The sequence below is a fragment of the Tenacibaculum sp. FZY0031 genome (assembly GCF_036350695.1).
GTDB lineage: Bacteria > Bacteroidota > Bacteroidia > Flavobacteriales > Flavobacteriaceae > Polaribacter.
In genome coordinates this window covers 86029-103195 of record NZ_JAZDVY010000007.1, presented here as the reverse complement: position 1 = coordinate 103195, position 17167 = coordinate 86029, and the positions used below count along the sequence as shown (strand labels likewise).

The window sequence follows — 17167 nt, the reverse complement described above, 5'->3', positions numbered from 1 at the left end:
ATCATGTTAAAGTTTGTAAAAAACCATATGGAAACTATTGCTGGTATTGAAATATACCCAATTATTTCACTAACCATATTCTTTACATTTTTTGTAGTGTTGTTTTGGTGGGTGTTTACAGCCAAGAAAGAGTATATAAGTAGGGTAAGTAATTTACCATTAGATAACTAGAAAATTTAAAGCAAGATGAAAAAATATTTTCAATCTATAGTATATATCGTTTTTGTTGCAGTTACCTTTTTTGCTATTGCTACTGCAATTAAATCATACGAAAACCCATTCAGCCTGTATGAACATCCATTGGTATGGATAGCAATTGTAGGACTCGTAACAGCAGTTGTGTTAAAAGAGGCTTTAAATATCGTAGCACAACAAAAAGCAGAGCAACTTCAAATGGAAAAAGAAGGTATTCATCCTGAAGAAGTTGATAACTGGGCTTGGGCTAAGAAAATTATCAATAAATGGACAGCAGCCAAGGCTATTGAAGAGGAGGATGAAATTATTCTAGATCATAACTATGATGGAATTAAAGAGTTAGACAATAACTTACCACCATGGTGGTTGTATATGTTCTATGCAACAATCATTTTTGCAGCGGTATATTTAGTAAGATACCATGTATTGGGAGCAGACAATCAAGAAATGGAATATGCCCAAGCAGTAGCAGAAGCCAAAAGAGAATTAGCAGCATTTAAATCAAACTCGAAAGAAGCAGTTATCGATGCTGAAACAGTTACAGTTTTAACTGATGCGGGTGATTTAAGTAGAGGTAAAGCCGTATATAATTTAAACTGTGCTGCATGTCACATTGCCGATGGTGGTGGAGGTATTGGACCTAACTTAACCGATGAATATTGGATATTAGGTGGCGGGATTAAAAATATTTTCAACACTATTTCTAATGGAGGTAGAGATGGTAAAGGTATGGTTGCTTGGAATAAAACACTAAAGCCTCAAGATATTCAAAAGGTAGCGAGTTATATTCTCTCTTTACAAGGAACAACTCCAGCAAAACCAAAAGAGCCTCAAGGAGAGTTATACAAAGAAGAAGGTCAAGCGGCAACTGTTTCGGAACCATCTGAAGAACAAGTAAAAGACAGTATTCAATAAAAATAGTAGTTACAAATTAGTTTTTAATAGTTGATTATGGAAACACCCAAAAACGAACAATTCAGAGATAGTATTGGTACTATAAATGATGAAGGAAAAAGGGCTTGGGTGTTTCCAAAAAAACCAAGTGGAAAGTTTTATAAGTATCGAAGTTATGTAAGCTATTTTTTGTTAGCGTTTTTATTACTAGCACCGTTTGTTAAAATCAACGGAAATCAGTTCTTACTATTTAATGTTTTAGAGCGCAAGTTTAACATTTTCGGATTTCCTTTTTGGCCTCAAGATTTCCATTTAATGGTGATTTCAATGATAATAGGAGTAGTATTTATCATCCTATTTACTGTTGTATTTGGTCGAATTTTCTGTGGTTGGATTTGTCCACAAACCATTTTTTTAGAAATGGTTTTTAGAAAAATAGAATATTTAATAGAAGGAGATAGAGGCAAACAAATACGATTAGCAAAACAAGCTTGGAATGCTGAAAAAATTAGAAAAAGAGTGTTAAAATGGATAGCCTTTTTTATCATCTCTTTTATTATAGCAAACGTTTTCTTAGCATATTTAATAGGAAGTGATAAATTAATAAGTTACATAACAGGTAACCCATTAGACCATATTAGCACTTTAATATCATTGCTAATTTTTACAGGGGTGTTCTATTTTATTTTTGCATGGTTTAGAGAACAGGTGTGTATTATAGCTTGTCCTTATGGTAGATTACAAGGGGTATTGTTAGATAATAAAACAATCAATGTTGCTTACGATCATGTAAGAGGAGAAGGTAAGACTGGAAGAGGAAAATTTAATAAAAAAGAAGATAGAGTAGCGTCTGGAAAAGGAGATTGTATAGATTGTTTTCAATGTGTACATGTATGCCCTACAGGGATAGATATTCGAAACGGCACACAGTTAGAATGTGTAAACTGCACCGCTTGTATTGATGAGTGTGATCACATGATGGAAAAAGTAGGTTTACCAAAAGGCTTAATCCGTTATGCAAGTGAAGAAAATATTGTTAAGAAAGCCCCTTTTAAGTTCACTGCAAGAATGAAAGGGTACTCAGCAGTATTGTTTATTTTAATAGGAATTTTAGTAGGAATGCTGTTTTTAAGAAATGATGTAGAAGCAACAATTTTACGATTACCAGGTCAGTTATATCAACATAAAGAAAACGGGGTTATTAGTAATATTTACACTTTTAAAGTGGTAAATAAGACAACAAAACAGATTGATAATGTGAGTTATAAATTATTGTCTCATAAAGGAAAAATAGAAACGGTAACACATCAAAACTTTGAAGTACCAAAACAAGGACTGGCAGAAGGAACGTTGTTCATAGAGTTACATCAATCTGAAATGAAAGACGAAAAAGAAAAACTAAAAATTGGGGTGTATAGTGGCGATAAACTTATTGAAACTACTACAACCAACTTTTTAGGACCAAGAAGTTATAGATAGATTGGTCGAAAGTAAATAGAATTAATGCTAAAAGCCAACAGCTAATAGCTATAAAACATAATAAAATGAAACTAAACTGGGGCACGGGTATAGTAATAGCAATTATAGGGTTTATAGGTTTTATCATGTATTTCGTAATCACAATGAGTACAGGTAAAAATTATAATCACGATTTGGTAACTGAAAAATATTATCAACAAGAATTAGAATTTCAGAACAAATTAGATGCAACTAAAAATGCGAAAGCATTAAAAGACAATATTACAATAGAAAAAGTAGCTGAAGGAATTAAAGTCCATTTTCCAACGGACTTTACTCCTAAAGATATAAAAGGAAAAGTGTTCCTATACAGACCATCTGATAAACAATTGGATTTTGAAATGCCTATTTCGATTTCCGAAACATATTTGCTCGTGCCTGAGAAACGTTTGTTGGGTGGTCGCTGGAACATAACAGTTTCCTGGAACTACAAAAATAAAGATTATTTATTTCAGAAAGAGTTGGTGTATTAATGTTTCTTTCAGCAATCATATTTGGTTTATTAGGTAGTTTTCACTGTATAGGCATGTGTGGGCCTATAGCCTTTATGTTACCTGTAGATAGAACGAATAAAGTAAAGCAGTTTTTTCAAATTACCAGTTATCATTTCGGACGCTTATTTACTTATAGTGTCATAGGATTTTTGTTTGGTTTATTAGGAAAAGGGTTTTATTTCTTCGGATTTCAGCAACAACTTTCTATCATTGTTGGCGTATTAATGATTTTGGCAATCCTTGTTCCTAAAACCTTTCAAAAATATAACTTTTCTAATCCAATAAATAAATTGGTAATGAAGGTGAAATCATCTTTAGGAAAAGAGTTGAAGAAAAAAGGAAACGATACTTTTTTTACTATCGGTTTTTTAAATGGATTTTTGCCTTGCGGATTAGTGTATATGGCTGTTTTTGGAGCGTTAAGTACAACCAACATGTTTTCGGGTAGTATATATATGTTTCTCTTCGGATTAGGAACAATACCACTAATGACAGCTGTAGTATATGCAGGTAATTTTGCAAATGGCTTGGTGCGAAAAAGAGTTCAACAGGCAATACCCTATGTTGTAGTTTTTATTGGAGTATTGTTTATTTTTAGAGGATTAGGGTTAGGAATACCTTATATATCTCCACTTCCAGTGACCGATATTCATAACTCAGTTGAAGGTTGTCACTAAAAAAAATACTGACAATTGTCATAGTGTTACTAATAAAATTTAGGTAACTTTATAGAAGACGTAAAACCTAAAAGTAATAAATCATGAAAAAAATTATAGTTCCTGTTGATTTTTCTGAATATTCTGAAAATGCTTTGCAAACAGCAGCTTTTTTAGCAAAAAAGTCTGATGCAGAAGTGTTGGTAGTACATATGCTCGAGTTATCTAATGCTGTTTTAAGTAGATCAGAAAGTTATTTACAACAAGAAATGTTGTTTTACCTACAAATGTCTGAAAAAAAATTAGCAGAGTTTTTAGAGAAAGAATATTTATCAGGCATAAAAGTAACGCCGATTATAAAACATTTTAAAATTTTTAGCGAAATAGACCAGTTGGCAAGAAACGAAGGAGCAGATTTGATTGTTATGGGGTCTAAGGGAGCAAGCGGTTTAAAAGAAATGTTTATTGGTTCAAATACAGAAAAGGTAATTCGTTATGCACATGTACCTGTATTAGTAGTAAAAGAAGAACCGATAACAAAACAAATAGACAACGTATTATTTGCTTGCGATTTTTCTGATGACGATGTTAAACCCTACATGGAAGCAAAAGAACTTCTTAAAAAGCTTAATGCAGCTATAGAACTTGTGTATGTAAGTACGCCAACGTCTAAATTTAAGAGCACAAAAGAGCTAGAAGAAAGAATGAAACGTTTTTTCAATCAGACGAATGAACGTTACGAAGAAAGTATTCGTAAGGTAAAAATAATATCTGATTACACTGTAGAAAAAGGCGTGTTTTACTATGCCAATAAAGCCAATTCAGATGCTTTGGTGGTCGCAACACATGGACGAAAGGGGGTAGCACATTTTTTTGAAGGGAGTATTTCTGAAGATATTACTAACCATAGCAAGTTACCAGTATTGTCTTTCAAAATTTAAAATAAAACACTAAAAAAGCTCTTTCAATTTGAAAGAGCTTTTTTAGTGTTTGAAGAAAAGAAAACTTACTTCCCCTCTTTAGCTTTTATATCAGCTACAAACTTTTGTAAACGTTTACCGTATTCAGAATTTTTAACGTTGTCAGTTAAGCTATTATTGATAGTATCTAAAAGTTGAATATTAGCATCATATAGTTCAGATAATGCAATATATGGTGCAGCTTCGCTATCAGCGTTTGCAATAGCAAAGTTTGTAGAGAATAAGAAACGACGACGAATCATTTTCTTAAAATCTGCTTCTACTTGTTCTAACTGTACTTCATCTTGAGCTTGACGAGCCTCAACTTCTTTTTTAACAAAGTCTAAACGTTGATCTATAAATCGTTGGTTTATTTTACGGTACTCATCCATTACTTCTTGATTTTTAGAACCTTTAATTTCAGGCTTAAAACCAAACTCTTCAATTTTGTCGTTTATGGTAATTTCACCTTTTTCACCAAAAAACATAATATGCTTATCTGTGGTATTACCATTAAAAGTTAAATAATATATCACAGGAGACTCAACGTTATCTGTTAGTATAAATTTATCATCACCTAACAGCGCCATAGAATCAACAGATACTAATACGGTATCTTTCATTTTTTGAAGGTACAAAGTACCTTTTTTTAATCCTTTAATTTGACCTTTAACCACCATGTTCCCTTCTTTTTTAGAGGAACAAGCAAAAGCAACAAGTGCAATTGCGAAAAGAGCAATAATTTTCTTCATTGAATTCAAAATTTGTCTGTTGCAAATATGCAGATTTCTCCTAAACTTTTGAGGCTATTTCCATTAAAATTGTACAGAGAATTGCACCTACAGTACCGATAGCGTATCCAAAAACAGCTAATAAAACACCTACGGTTGCTAAAGAGGGGTGAAAAGCTTGTGCTACAATTGGAGCAGAAGCAGCTCCACCTACATTCGCCTGACTTCCTACAGCTAAGAAGAAATATGGAGCACGGATTAATTTAGCGACTAAGATTAATAATCCAGCATGAATAGCCATCCATACCAAACCAATAGCGATTAGTCCTACATTATCAAAAATCAAGGTCAAGTCCATTTTCATTCCAATGGTTGCTACTAACACATAAATAAAAATACTACCTATTTTACTAGCGCCAGCCCCTTCATAGTTTTTTGCTTTGGTAAAAGATAAGACAACAGCAGCAATAGTGGATATACTAATTAACCAGAAAAAGTTTGAACCTAAGAAAGAGAAGATGTTTCTCCAAGTCTGAGATTCCATACTTGCAGTCATAGAAGCAAAAACATCACTTAAGTAGGCTCCTGCAAAATGGCCAAAACCAACAGTACCAAAAGCAATGGCAAGCATAATTATAAAGTCGGTCAATGTAGGAGTTCTTTTCACACTTTGGGTAAAGTTAGAAACTCTTTCTTTTAAATCTTCAATAGCTGAGGTATCAGCTTTTAACCACTTGTCTATTTTGTCCTTTTTACCAATTCCAATTAAAATGATTGCCATCCAAATATTAGCTACTACAATATCGACAAATACCATTCCTCCATATTTTGCAGGATTGTATTTGTAAATTTCTAGCATGGCAGTTTGGTTAGCTCCACCACCAATCCAACTACCAGCTAAGGTAGAAAGTCCTCTCCACACAGCATCAAAATCTGCTCCTCCTACAGTTTCTGGTGAAAAGGCAGAAATTAATAAAATGGCAATCGGTCCTCCAATAACAATACCAACAGTTCCTGTAAAAAACATGATTAGTGCTTTTGAACCCAAGTTGAAAATAGCTTTTAAGTCAATACTTAATGTCATTAAAACTAAGGCAGCAGGTAATAGAAATCGGCTAGAAACATAGTATAGTTGTGATTTATTTTTTACGACTTCGCCAGCAGCACTGGTAGTTTCCCACTCTGGAGAAATAACTCCCAAAGTAGTAAATATTGCAGGGATAAAATATGCCATAAATAATCCTGGGACTATTTTGTAAAACTTAGGCCAAAACCCTGAAGTTTTAGATTCTGTATAAAATACAAAACCTAACGAAATCATTAAAATACCGAATACGATTGCATCGTTTGTAAAAAGAGGTGCTTCCATTTAAAAATAATTTGCCGCTAAAGTATGAAATATTAGTTAGTTCTATTTTCGATGATCTGTACTAATTGCAACTCCTAATTGAATTCTATTAAAGTTACCAGCTTCGTTTACATGTATTAGTTGATACCCTGCCTGAAGTTTTACAATGTCAGATACTTTATATTTAAAACCTGCGCCAAACCAGTTTTGATTATAGGCCTCTCCCTCAAAGTCTAAAAAGGTTTCATTATATAGGTATGTCGACCATTTTTTATCGATTGGATGCCCCAAGACTAGTTGATATCGAAAGAAATTGCCAGTGGTCGATTCAAAAAAACGTTGTTCACCTCTAAAGCGATGCGCTAAGTTTACACTAGCTATTTTATGATTTACATTTAGGTCTTCATAAATACGGTGTTCGTTAAAGTCGCCCGCATCAACATTAAAAGTTCGATCAGTATTTAAGAAAGCATATCCTACAGTCGCACTTAGGGTTTTATTAAATTTATAATTACCACCTAAGCGTCCAATAAATTGTTGCATGTCATCTCCAACTTCAAAGAAGCGGAAATGTGCCATGGTTTTTAGGCTAAACTTATCAGTAATTTGATGAGATCCGTTATACATATACCATACACCTAATTCTTTTGTCGGGTCTGGAGCTGCTGATTGTTGAGCGAAATTGTTTATTGAAAATAAAATGATAATTAATAAAGTAAACTTTTTCATAATTGTTAAAGAGCTTGTTTGTGATATTAAAAATCCCCTGCATATTTGGTATATGCAGGAGATTTAATTGGTATATGAGCAAAAATAAAAATCAGATTTTTCGTGCGAAAAATTAGGATGTTAAAATTGCACTAATTTGTTTATAATTCGTCATTTTTTATAGGTTCTTCTTTCTTTAAATAGGTGTCTAAAAACTGTAAAATTCTACTATTAGCTTCTATTTGATTTTCTTTTTTAACAAAACCATGTCCTTCATCATCAAACAGTACATATTCTACAGGAACCCCATTTTTCTTAACTCCAGCTACAATTTCATCAGATTCTACTTGTAAAACTCTTGGGTCTTTGGCCCCTTGTAACACCATTAAAGGTTTTGTTACTTTATCGGTATGGAATAAAGGAGAAATTCTTTTCAACCTTACTGAGTCTGCAGAGTGTGGATCACCTAACTCTTTGTATAAAGCTTCTCTAAAAGACTCCCACCAAGAAGGAATGCTTTTTAATGTACGCATCCAGTTCGTAACTCCGTAAATGTTTACACCTACAGCAAATTCTTCAGGAGTATATGTCAAAGCAGCCATTGTCATATAACCACCGTAAGATCCTCCTATGATTCCTATTTTTTCAGCGTCTATTTCTGGTTGTTTTGCTAACCAATTTTTACCCTCTACACAATCTTGCAAATCTTTTTCTCCGTGATTTAAATCATCCATAGTAAAAAAGGTTTTACCATATCCGCTACTACCACGATTGTTAACAGCTAAAACAGCGTATCCATGGTTTACTAAATATTGAATTCTAGAACTGAAATTTTGACGTGATTGTCCTCCAGGACCTCCATGAACCCAAACTAAAGCAGGAACTTTAGTATCTTCTGAAGCTTGATGAGGTGCATAGTAAATTGCAGGAATAGTTACTCCATCAAAAGATGGGTAACGAATTACTTTCGCTTTTACTAAATCAGCAGGGTTAATTTCTTTATTTAACACATCGGTTAGTTGCGTTTGCTTTTTAGTTTTTAAGTCGTATACATATAAGTTTGAAGGAGTATTAGAGCCACCAGCATAAAAACGCATCATACTTTCGTCTCTAGAAAAACCAACACTAGTGATGCTTTTTCCATCAACATTAGGAAGTTCTATGTTTTTACCAGCTTTAACATCGTAAACTTCAATTACGTTTTTAGCATCTTCATTAATATATGTCACTCTGTAGGTGCCATTGTTTGTAAAGTAGCTTCCTGAAATATCCCAATCTTTGGCTAGTACTTTTTCTGTTTCGTTGGTACTAATAGTATATTTCATTAAGGTAGCAAATTCACCTTCAGCATCAGTTGTATAGTAGAACTCGGTATCATCAGTAGAAAAATCAGCAGCAGAATTACCACTCAATGTTAGGTTAATTTTGGTGATTACTTTGGTGGTTCTATCAAACAAAAACAAATCACTATCGTTGGTATTAACCGTTTTGCTTAGGGCTAGTATGTTTTTATTGTTTGATATAGCCGAAACGTTATAGCCTTCTTTATTTTCATAAATCATTTTTGGAGTAAACGTTTCAAGCTCCATTTCATAGAGATCCATAAAACGATTGTCTCTTTTGTTTGAAGTAAAAAAGAAACTCTTTTCATCTTTAGCCCAACCAAAAAAGCTTGCTCTAGCGCCTTGGGTAGGCGTTAAATTTTTAATGTTACCATTGAGTTCTCTTAAAAAGAGATGATAAATTTCATCTCCATTATTGTCCATTCTAAATAACATTCTTTCATCCTTTGGAAAATAAGATGTAGCAAAAACAGAAGAACTATCTGACTTAGTAATAGGTTCAAATTCTCCTCCAGAGGTTGAAACGGTGTACATGTTATAAATTCCAGAACGATTACTAGTTACTAGTAATTTAGAGTTATCAGGAGAAAAACTTCCTCCAAAAACATTTTCGTTATCCATCATTTGCTCAATAGAGTATTTTTTGAGTGTTACAATGGCTTTGTCAGAATCTTTTTTATCCATTTTACAAGCAACTACCGAAAGGGCAATAGCAAGTAGTAAGAAATGTTTTTTCATAAGTGTATGTTTGGGTTATTAATTTTTGTTTTTAGTAAGCTTTTTTATTCTAAACTAAATTGCTTGGTTTCTTTAAAAGGAGACAAGTCTATTTTCTCAACTTCAATCTTATATTCTTTCCAATCTTTATTAAAGAAAGCATTGGTTTTTTCTAGTGCTGGTTTTAATGCTTCTTTAAATTGAATAATTAATTGTTTTTCTGTAGAAGTTTGTTCACCAAATCTGCTATTTACATATCTGCTAGCTATTCCTAAACGTTGAGTAACATTCATTTCTGGATTTCGTGTAATACCCTGTCTTTTGTCTACTTTTCCTAAATAAACAGCTAAAAGTGTATCTATTTTCTTAACAATATCTTTAGAGTTTTTAATTGATTCTTTATAAAGTTGTTTGTCTTTTTTAGATAGCTTTTGGTTGAAACTATTGGCAATATTTTTACTCTCAACTAACTGTTTTACTGCATTAGTGATGGTTTTTTGTTGAGCCTCTAAATCTTTGGCTGTTGCATATTTTTGATCGATTGCATTTTGAGAAATATGAAGTCTAGGGTCAAACTTTACAGTAATGTTTTGTTCGGATGTTTGATTACCAAACGTCGCTTTTATGCTGTAGGTTCCAGGTTTTACTCGAACACCTCTAGGCTCTCTTTTTTGTTTTCTGATAGTTCTAGAAGGTCTGGTAACTCCTTTTTCACTCATAAACCAAACACCTTTATGAATACCATTTTCTTCAGGAGTTTTTCTTTTAAGAGTTCTGATAAGTCTGTTACCATCAAATACCTCAAACTTAATAGAATCCCATTTTATGGTATTCTCATCTTCTTTTTTAACTGATTTTTTATCTTTTTCTTTAGATTTTTTGTTTGATTTTGGTTTGTTTACATAAAACTGAATCAAAGCACCACGATCTCTATTCGTTCCATTAAACATAGCATCAGCACCAAATCGGCTACCAGTGGGTTGCTGGTACGCTACTTGATAGGCAGTTGGCGGCGTGAACAATTCAATATTTTTGGTAAGAATATTTTTGTCTTTAGCTAAAGCTCTTAATGGACGAATATCATCTAATACCCATGCTGCTCTACCAAAAGTACCAATCACTAAATCGTGTTCTCTTGGGTGAATTACTAAATCTTTTACAGGAACAGTAGGGAAGCCCTCAGTCCACTTAGTCCATTTTTTTCCTGCGTTTAAAGAAATATATAAACCATCGTCAGTTCCTAAGAAAAGTAAATTTGGTTCAATTGGGTCTTCAATAATACATTGTGTAAAGCTTTTTACATCATTTTCATCAACAATACGTTCCCAAGTTGTTCCATAATCTTTAGTTCTGTAAGCATAAGGTTTATAGTTAAAACGACGATAATCGTTAGCAACTAGTAAAGCTTCTCCTTTATTTTTGTTAGATGCTTTTATTTGCGTAATCCAACTGTTTTCTGGTAAACCTTTTAGGTTTTTGGCAACATTTGTCCAAGTTGTACCTCCATTTTTAGTAATATGTACTTGTCCATCATCCGTAGCAGCCCACAACATATCTTTTTCAATAGGAGAGGGTTCAATTACTAAAACAGTACAGTGATTTTCTGCACCAGTAGCATCCATAGTTAATCCACCACTTTCTGATTGTTTGAGTTTATTAGGATTGTTGGTGGTTAAGTCTGGAGAAATTACCTTCCACGTTAACCCTTTATCGGTTGATTTGTGTACAAACTGGCTTCCGAAGTATAAAGTGCTGTTGTTAAACGGGTCAATATTAATGGCTGCATTCCAATTGAAGCGTAGTTTCATGTTGGTATCCGGATGTGTTGGACGAACGGTATAGTTATTACCTGTTTTGTAATCGTAACGAGATACATAACCTTGTTGACTCATAGACCAGCCATAACGCGAATCGTCTTTATCAGGAATAACATCAAAACCATCTCCAAAACTAATCTCTTGCCAATAAGAATTTCGTATTCCTTGGTCTTTCCATACATAAGCAGGTCCGCGCCAAGAGCCATTGTCTTGCATACCGCCATACACATTGTAAGGAAACTCATTATCTACATTAATATGATAAAATTGTGCAACAGGTAAATTACCGATAAAACGCCAAGTTTTACCTCCATCTTTGGTAACATTCATTCCTCCATCATTTCCATCAATCATGAATTTTCCGTTTTTAGGATGAATCCACCAAGCGTGATGATCTGGGTGAATACCATTATCAACACCATAAGCAGGCATAAGTTGTTTAAAACGCTTTCCTCCGTCAATAGAAACATTTACATAGGTAAAAACTGTGTATAATTTGTGTTCGTTTTGAGGATCTACATAAATTTCTGAATAGTAAAAAGGTCGATTTCCAATGCCTTTTTTATCATTAATCTTTTTCCAAGAAAAACCACCATCTTCACTTTTATATAAAGCGTTTTTCTTTGCTTCAACAAGAGCATACACAGTATTTGGGTTCGAAGGAGCGATTGCTACGCCAATTCTACCTAGTTCACCTTTAGGGAAGCCTTCTTTTTCGGTAATTTTCTTCCAGTTATCGCCACCGTCGTGAGTAATGTATAAACCACTCCCTTCACCTCCAGATTTAAAAAACCAAGGGTCGCGTTTGTGTTCCCACATAGCGGCTATTAGTTTATTAGGATTGGATGGATCCATAATTAAATCAGCAGCACCTGTTTTATTATTATTGAATAAAATTTGTTTCCAAGTTTTACCACCGTCGGTAGTTTTATATACACCACGTTCTTTATGTTCTCCCCAAGGAGATCCGATAGCGCCTACGTATACAACATCCGGATTGTTTGGGTGTATCACCACACGGTGTATGTGACGTGTTTTTTCTAATCCCATGGACTTCCATGACCTACCACCATCAAGAGATTTAAAAATTCCATAGCCACCATTTAAACTATTACGAGGATTTCCTTCACCAGTTCCTGCCCAAATTACACTAGGATTGGATTGTTGTATGGCTAAAGCACCAATAGAAGCAGTTACTTCTTTATCAAAAACAGGTTCCCACTTAATACCTCCTGAGGTAGACTTCCAAATTCCTCCTGAAGCTGTCCCAACAAACATAATATCAGGGTTGGATTCTACAACATCAATGGCTGTGACACGTCCACTCATTCCACCAGGACCAATGTTTCTCAGTTTCATGTTTTTGACTAAATCCATTGAGAATTCTTGAGAAAAAGCAGCACAAGAGAAGGTTATAAATAGCAGATAAAAAAGGTTTTTCATAATAGTTAGTTGCTTGTAATTTAAGTTTGTACAATGTACAAAATAGAAAACGCCCAATAAAATTGGACGTTTTTTTTAACAAGTTCTTAAGATTTGTTATTCTTCTTCTTTCTTTTTTGGCTCTCTTTTGGCTTCTTTAAGGGCTTGCATAAGCATCCACTCAATCTGTCCATTGGTAGATCGAAACTCATCAGAAGCCCATTTTTCAATGGCTTTTAACATATCTTCATTAATGCGGAGTGCAAAAGCTTTCTTTTTTGCCATGTTGTGTTTTATAATAGTGTTTTTTTGAAACGCAAAAAATGGTTGCAAAAATACAATTTCAAAATTCTTTTAATTTACAGTAAAGAGATCATAAAAATTAAGATATATACTATAATGGTGGTAATTACTTGTATCACGTTAATTTATTTTGCGTTGATAGTTTTCTAATACATGTTTAGCTTCTTGTTCTTTTTGGGTACCTATCAATAGTTTTTTACCGTTTTTAAGTTCCAATTGTATGCCAACAGTTCCCGAGATGTTAATAGCAGTTCCTTTTTTTCTATTCCAAAGTAAACCGCTTTTGAATCCCCATCCACCATATTCACCAATGGGGTCGTAGGTTCTGATATATGCTTTATTAATCTCGGACCAAGCTATTTTTTTAAATGACAAGTGAAAAGGAAAAAATTGATAGTGAATTCCGTATTCATCAATTCGTGTGGTTAGTTTAAAGATAAAGATACAAGTAAAAGAAGCAGTAATTCCAAGAAGAACAAGTATAAATTCAGTAGAATTCATTGTTGAGTTTTGTTGTGTATATTCTTTAACGATAAGTGTAACAGGTACAATTAGGCATAATGCTAATAACACTAACAGCCATAGTTGAGTAAATCGTTGTTCTTCTTTAAAAACGTTCATCTTATCGGTTTTTATCTCTTTCTAATATAAGCTCAATATTACCGTCACTTACTTGGTAGCTGCTAGCTACTCGCCAACCTTGTTTTGCATAGTTGTTAATTTCATCTTCAAATTTTTGCCTTCCATTAGACCAACTGAACTTTCTATGTATAATTTTATATTCTTTCATTTTATTGATTTTTATTAGTACTCATAGCTAATCCAATAGCTGCACCAATAGCTGTTCCTGTAGACATACCAAGGGCAATATTATTTAAAGTAACTCCTAATGCTGTACCTATAGCTACACCTACAGTAGTTCCTAAAATAATTTTATGTTCTTTGTTCTTTTTTTTCATAGTCTAATGATTTAAAGTTCCTGCATTTACTACTGGAGAAGCTTCTTTATCTCCACATAAAATAACTAATAAGTTACTAACCATCGCAGCTTTACGTTCTTCGTCTAACTCTACAATTTCTTTTTTGTTTAGTTCTTGTAAAGCCATGTCAACCATATCAACTGCACCTTGTACAATTTTATGACGCGCAGCAACGATGGCTGTAGCTTGTTGACGTTTTAACATAGCGCTTGCAATTTCTTGTGCATAGGCTAAATAACCAATTCGTGCTTCTAAAACCTCAATACCAGCAATAGCTAATCGTTCTTCTAACTCTTTTTCTAAAGCTTCACTTACTTCGTTTACACTAGAACGTAGTGTAATATCTTCTTCGTGTCCCTCATCTGCGAAATTATCATACGGATACATACTAGCTAGTTTTCGTACAGCAGCATCTGTTTGTACACGAACAAAATTCTCATAATTATCAACATCAAAAGCAGCCTTGTAGGTTTCGGTAACTCTCCAAACCAAAATGGTGCTTATCATTACTGGGTTTCCTAGTTTATCGTTAACCTTTAAACGCTCACTGTCAAAATTACTAGCCCTTAACGAAATGGTTTTCTTTTTATATAATGGATTAGCCCAGTATAAACCATTTTGTTTTACCGTACCTACATATTTACCAAAGAATAATAGAACTTTTGAAGAATTAGGGTTTACCAAAATGAAACCTAATGCTAAAATAAATGCTAATACAGACATTAATATAAATATTGGGTTTTCGCTTTTTACTGCCAAAGCGATTCCGCCAATAAAAAGAATAAGTACAATAAAAAACATTAGGTACCCATTTGCTGGTTTGATAATTTTTTCTGCTTTCATGTTTGTTTTAGTTAAAATGATATTAAAATGATATCATAAAGATATAAATTAAAATTTGTTAAATCCAAATTTTTGATGATTATATTTTATAATTTAGCTTCCGATTATAATTTAAACCATTCATGAAGACAAAATTTTTAATAGTATTAGTTGCATTGTTAGTGAGTATTTCATCAATAGCTAACAACAAAGATGTATGGGGGCCAACAGGTCACAGAGCTACTGGAAAAATTGCAGAAAAACACTTGACTAAGAAGGCTAGAAAGAAAATTGAAAAATTACTACAAGGTGAAAGCTTAGCATTTGTATCTACTTATGCAGATGAAATAAAATCTGATAGAAAGAAATATGGGAAGTTTTATACTTGGCATTATGTAAACATGCCATTAGATGCTCGTTATGAAGATACCGAAAAAAATCCGAAAGGAGATATGATTACTGGTATAGAGCACTGTGTAAAAGTGTTAAAAGATGAAAATAGTTCAATTGAAGACAAACGTTTTTACTTAAAGATGTTGGTGCATTTAGTGGGAGATTTACATCAACCCATGCATGTTGGACAAAAAGAAGATTTAGGAGGTAATAAAATTCAGGTTCAATGGCATGGAAAAGGTTCTAATTTACACAGAGTTTGGGATGAAGATTTAATTAATAAGTGGGATATGAGTTATGTTGAATTAGCTAATAATGCTAGAGACTTATCTAAAGAACAAATCAAAGTAATTCAAAAAGGAACTGTTGTAGATTGGTTACATGATACACACAAAATTACTAAAGAGGTCTACAAATCTGCTGAAGTAGGAGAAAACTTACGTTATCGTTATTCGTATGTATACTTTCCTGTAGTGAGAGAACAGTTGCAAAAAGGAGGTTTGCGTTTAGCCAAATTATTAAATGAAATTTTTAGTTAGTACAACAAAATATAGTCATAAAATAAAGAGCTCGAAAAATATATTTTCCGAGCTTTTTTCTTGTTAATATTTAGTTAATTCTATCTTTTTAATATGATAAACAGTTAATTTTGAGAGAAATCGTTTTAAAATGCATAGAAGCAAATTCTTACTCATACTTATAGTAACCGCTTTTTTTAGTGGAACAACCACCAAAACTCAGGTTAAGAACACAACTAAGAACAGTAAAATAACTACGTTAAATTACGAAGAATTAAGGCCATTTTTACATAAGAATAATGATACAACGTATGTCGTTAATTTTTGGGCTACCTGGTGTATGCCTTGTGTAAAAGAGTTGCCGGCTTTTGAAAAACTTCATAAAAAATATAAAAGTAAAAATGTAGAGGTTATTTTGGTAAGTCTAGATTTTTCTAAGCAAATAGAAACGAACTTAATACCATTTATCAAAAAGAAAAAGCTACAAGCTAAAATACTTCATTTTGAAGATTCAAATGAGCAATTTTGGATACCAGATATAGCAGAGAACTGGTCAGGTTCAATACCAGCAACCTTAATTTACAACAGGCAAAAGAGAAAGTTTTACGAACGAACTTTTAGCTATGTGGAATTACAAAACGAATTACAAACCTTTTTAAACTAAATAATTATGAAGACATTTAAAATAATACTGATGTTATTAGTGGTTGCATCTATTTCTGCATTTACTAGTAATAACTCCGGAGGTTATAAAGTAGGAGATGTAGCAGCAGACTTTGCATTAAAAAATATAAATGGTAAAATGGTTTCCTTAGCAGATTATAAAGAAGCAAAAGGATTTATTGTTGTATTTACATGCAATATGTGCCCGTATTCTGTAGCCAATGAAGATAGATTAATCGCTCTGGATAACAAGTATAAAAAGAAAGGATTCCCAGTCATTGCTATCAATCCGAACGATCCTGAAGTATCAAAGGGGGACAGTTATGAAGCAATGAAAGTACGTGCCAAAGAAAAAGGATTTACATTTCCTTATTTGTTTGACGAAGGTCAGAAAGTGTATCCTATGTATGGAGCAACTAAAACACCTCATGTATATGTTTTAAATAAAGAGAATAATAAATTAATTGTAGAATATATTGGTGCTATAGATGATAGTTCGCGTAATGAAGCAAATGTAAAAGAACGTTTTGTTGAAAATGCTGTAGATGCTTTGTTAAAAGGAGAAAAGCCAACAAAAACAGATACAAGAGCAATTGGCTGTTCCATCAAAGATAAAAGAAGTTGGTAATTAAATAAATAAAGATGAAAAAAGATAAATCCCGCGGGTAATGCGGGATTTTACTTAT

General features: G+C 33.0%; 19 protein-coding genes. 9 read left to right on the top strand and 10 right to left on the bottom strand.

The features are described 5' to 3' along the window. Window positions 1-3: 3 nt before the first annotated feature. From V1T75_RS11155 to V1T75_RS11130, 6 genes are all read left to right on the top strand, one after another. On the top strand, window positions 4-171 hold the full coding sequence (locus tag V1T75_RS11155) for a CcoQ/FixQ family Cbb3-type cytochrome c oxidase assembly chaperone (protein WP_125066974.1): 168 nt from the start codon (window positions 4-6) through the stop codon (window positions 169-171). A gap of 15 nt (window positions 172-186) precedes the next feature. Further along, window positions 187-1110, top strand: a complete 924-nt coding sequence (locus V1T75_RS11150) for a cbb3-type cytochrome c oxidase N-terminal domain-containing protein (RefSeq protein ID WP_330488619.1) — start codon at window positions 187-189, stop codon at window positions 1108-1110. Between the two features lie 36 nt (window positions 1111-1146). Beyond that, complete coding sequence (ccoG, locus tag V1T75_RS11145; RefSeq protein ID WP_330488618.1) at window positions 1147-2568, top strand: cytochrome c oxidase accessory protein CcoG; 1422 nt, start codon at window positions 1147-1149, stop codon at window positions 2566-2568. A 65-nt stretch (window positions 2569-2633) separates the two neighbouring features. After that, the gene (locus tag V1T75_RS11140; protein ID WP_330488617.1) at window positions 2634-3080 is read left to right on the top strand and encodes a FixH family protein; all 447 of its coding nucleotides are present in this window, start codon (window positions 2634-2636) and stop codon (window positions 3078-3080) included. Continuing rightward, window positions 3080-3778, top strand: a complete 699-nt coding sequence (locus tag V1T75_RS11135; RefSeq protein ID WP_330488616.1) for a sulfite exporter TauE/SafE family protein — start codon at window positions 3080-3082, stop codon at window positions 3776-3778. The genes V1T75_RS11140 and V1T75_RS11135 overlap by 1 nt, the downstream gene beginning before the upstream one ends. Window positions 3779-3861: 83 nt before the next feature. Then, window positions 3862-4698: a universal stress protein gene (locus V1T75_RS11130; protein WP_330488615.1), complete on the top strand. Its 837-nt coding sequence runs from the start codon at window positions 3862-3864 to the stop codon at window positions 4696-4698. 65 nt (window positions 4699-4763) lie between these two features. Here the strand turns inward: V1T75_RS11130 and V1T75_RS11125 are convergent, their stop codons facing one another. The 10 genes from V1T75_RS11125 to V1T75_RS11080 form a co-directional block, all read right to left on the bottom strand. Next, window positions 4764-5468, bottom strand: a complete 705-nt coding sequence (locus V1T75_RS11125; RefSeq protein WP_330488614.1) for a DUF4369 domain-containing protein — start codon at window positions 5466-5468, stop codon at window positions 4764-4766. 40 nt (window positions 5469-5508) lie between these two features. Beyond that, window positions 5509-6816 carry a DUF819 family protein gene (locus V1T75_RS11120; protein WP_330488613.1) on the bottom strand — a complete coding sequence of 436 codons (1308 nt, stop codon included), beginning with the start codon at window positions 6814-6816 and terminating at the stop codon, window positions 5509-5511. Between the two features lie 42 nt (window positions 6817-6858). Continuing rightward, complete coding sequence (locus V1T75_RS11115; protein WP_330488612.1) at window positions 6859-7524, bottom strand: DUF2490 domain-containing protein; 666 nt, start codon at window positions 7522-7524, stop codon at window positions 6859-6861. A 140-nt stretch (window positions 7525-7664) separates the two neighbouring features. Next, on the bottom strand, window positions 7665-9584 hold the full coding sequence (locus V1T75_RS11110) for a S9 family peptidase (RefSeq protein ID WP_330488611.1): 1920 nt from the start codon (window positions 9582-9584) through the stop codon (window positions 7665-7667). A 44-nt stretch (window positions 9585-9628) separates the two neighbouring features. Next, entirely contained in the window at window positions 9629-12823 is a 3195-nt protein-coding gene (locus tag V1T75_RS11105; RefSeq protein WP_330488610.1) for a VPS10 domain-containing protein, read from the bottom strand. A gap of 96 nt (window positions 12824-12919) precedes the next feature. Beyond that, window positions 12920-13087 (bottom strand): Arc family DNA-binding protein, encoded by a 168-nt coding sequence (locus tag V1T75_RS11100; RefSeq protein ID WP_081728321.1) that lies wholly within the window; start codon window positions 13085-13087, stop codon window positions 12920-12922. A gap of 138 nt (window positions 13088-13225) precedes the next feature. Beyond that, window positions 13226-13726, bottom strand: a complete 501-nt coding sequence (locus tag V1T75_RS11095) for a hypothetical protein (protein ID WP_330488609.1) — start codon at window positions 13724-13726, stop codon at window positions 13226-13228. Window position 13727: 1 nt separating this feature from the next. After that, the gene (locus tag V1T75_RS11090; protein WP_330488608.1) at window positions 13728-13895 is read right to left on the bottom strand and encodes a DUF4177 domain-containing protein; all 168 of its coding nucleotides are present in this window, start codon (window positions 13893-13895) and stop codon (window positions 13728-13730) included. 1 nt (window position 13896) lies between these two features. After that, a complete protein-coding gene (locus V1T75_RS11085; protein ID WP_330488607.1) occupies window positions 13897-14064 on the bottom strand; it encodes a hypothetical protein in 168 nt (55 codons plus the stop codon). Between the two features lie 3 nt (window positions 14065-14067). Further along, window positions 14068-14928 carry an SPFH domain-containing protein gene (locus V1T75_RS11080; protein WP_330488606.1) on the bottom strand — a complete coding sequence of 287 codons (861 nt, stop codon included), beginning with the start codon at window positions 14926-14928 and terminating at the stop codon, window positions 14068-14070. 122 nt (window positions 14929-15050) lie between these two features. On the opposite strand from V1T75_RS11080, the gene V1T75_RS11075 reads away from it, so the two are divergent. From V1T75_RS11075 to V1T75_RS11065, 3 genes are all read left to right on the top strand, one after another. Then, complete coding sequence (locus V1T75_RS11075) at window positions 15051-15839, top strand: S1/P1 nuclease (protein WP_330488605.1); 789 nt, start codon at window positions 15051-15053, stop codon at window positions 15837-15839. Window positions 15840-15969: 130 nt separating this feature from the next. Beyond that, window positions 15970-16482, top strand: coding sequence for a TlpA family protein disulfide reductase (locus V1T75_RS11070; RefSeq protein WP_330488604.1), 513 nt, complete (start codon window positions 15970-15972; stop codon window positions 16480-16482). A gap of 6 nt (window positions 16483-16488) precedes the next feature. Beyond that, window positions 16489-17109, top strand: coding sequence for a thioredoxin family protein (locus tag V1T75_RS11065; protein ID WP_330488603.1), 621 nt, complete (start codon window positions 16489-16491; stop codon window positions 17107-17109). Window positions 17110-17167: the final 58 nt, after the last annotated feature.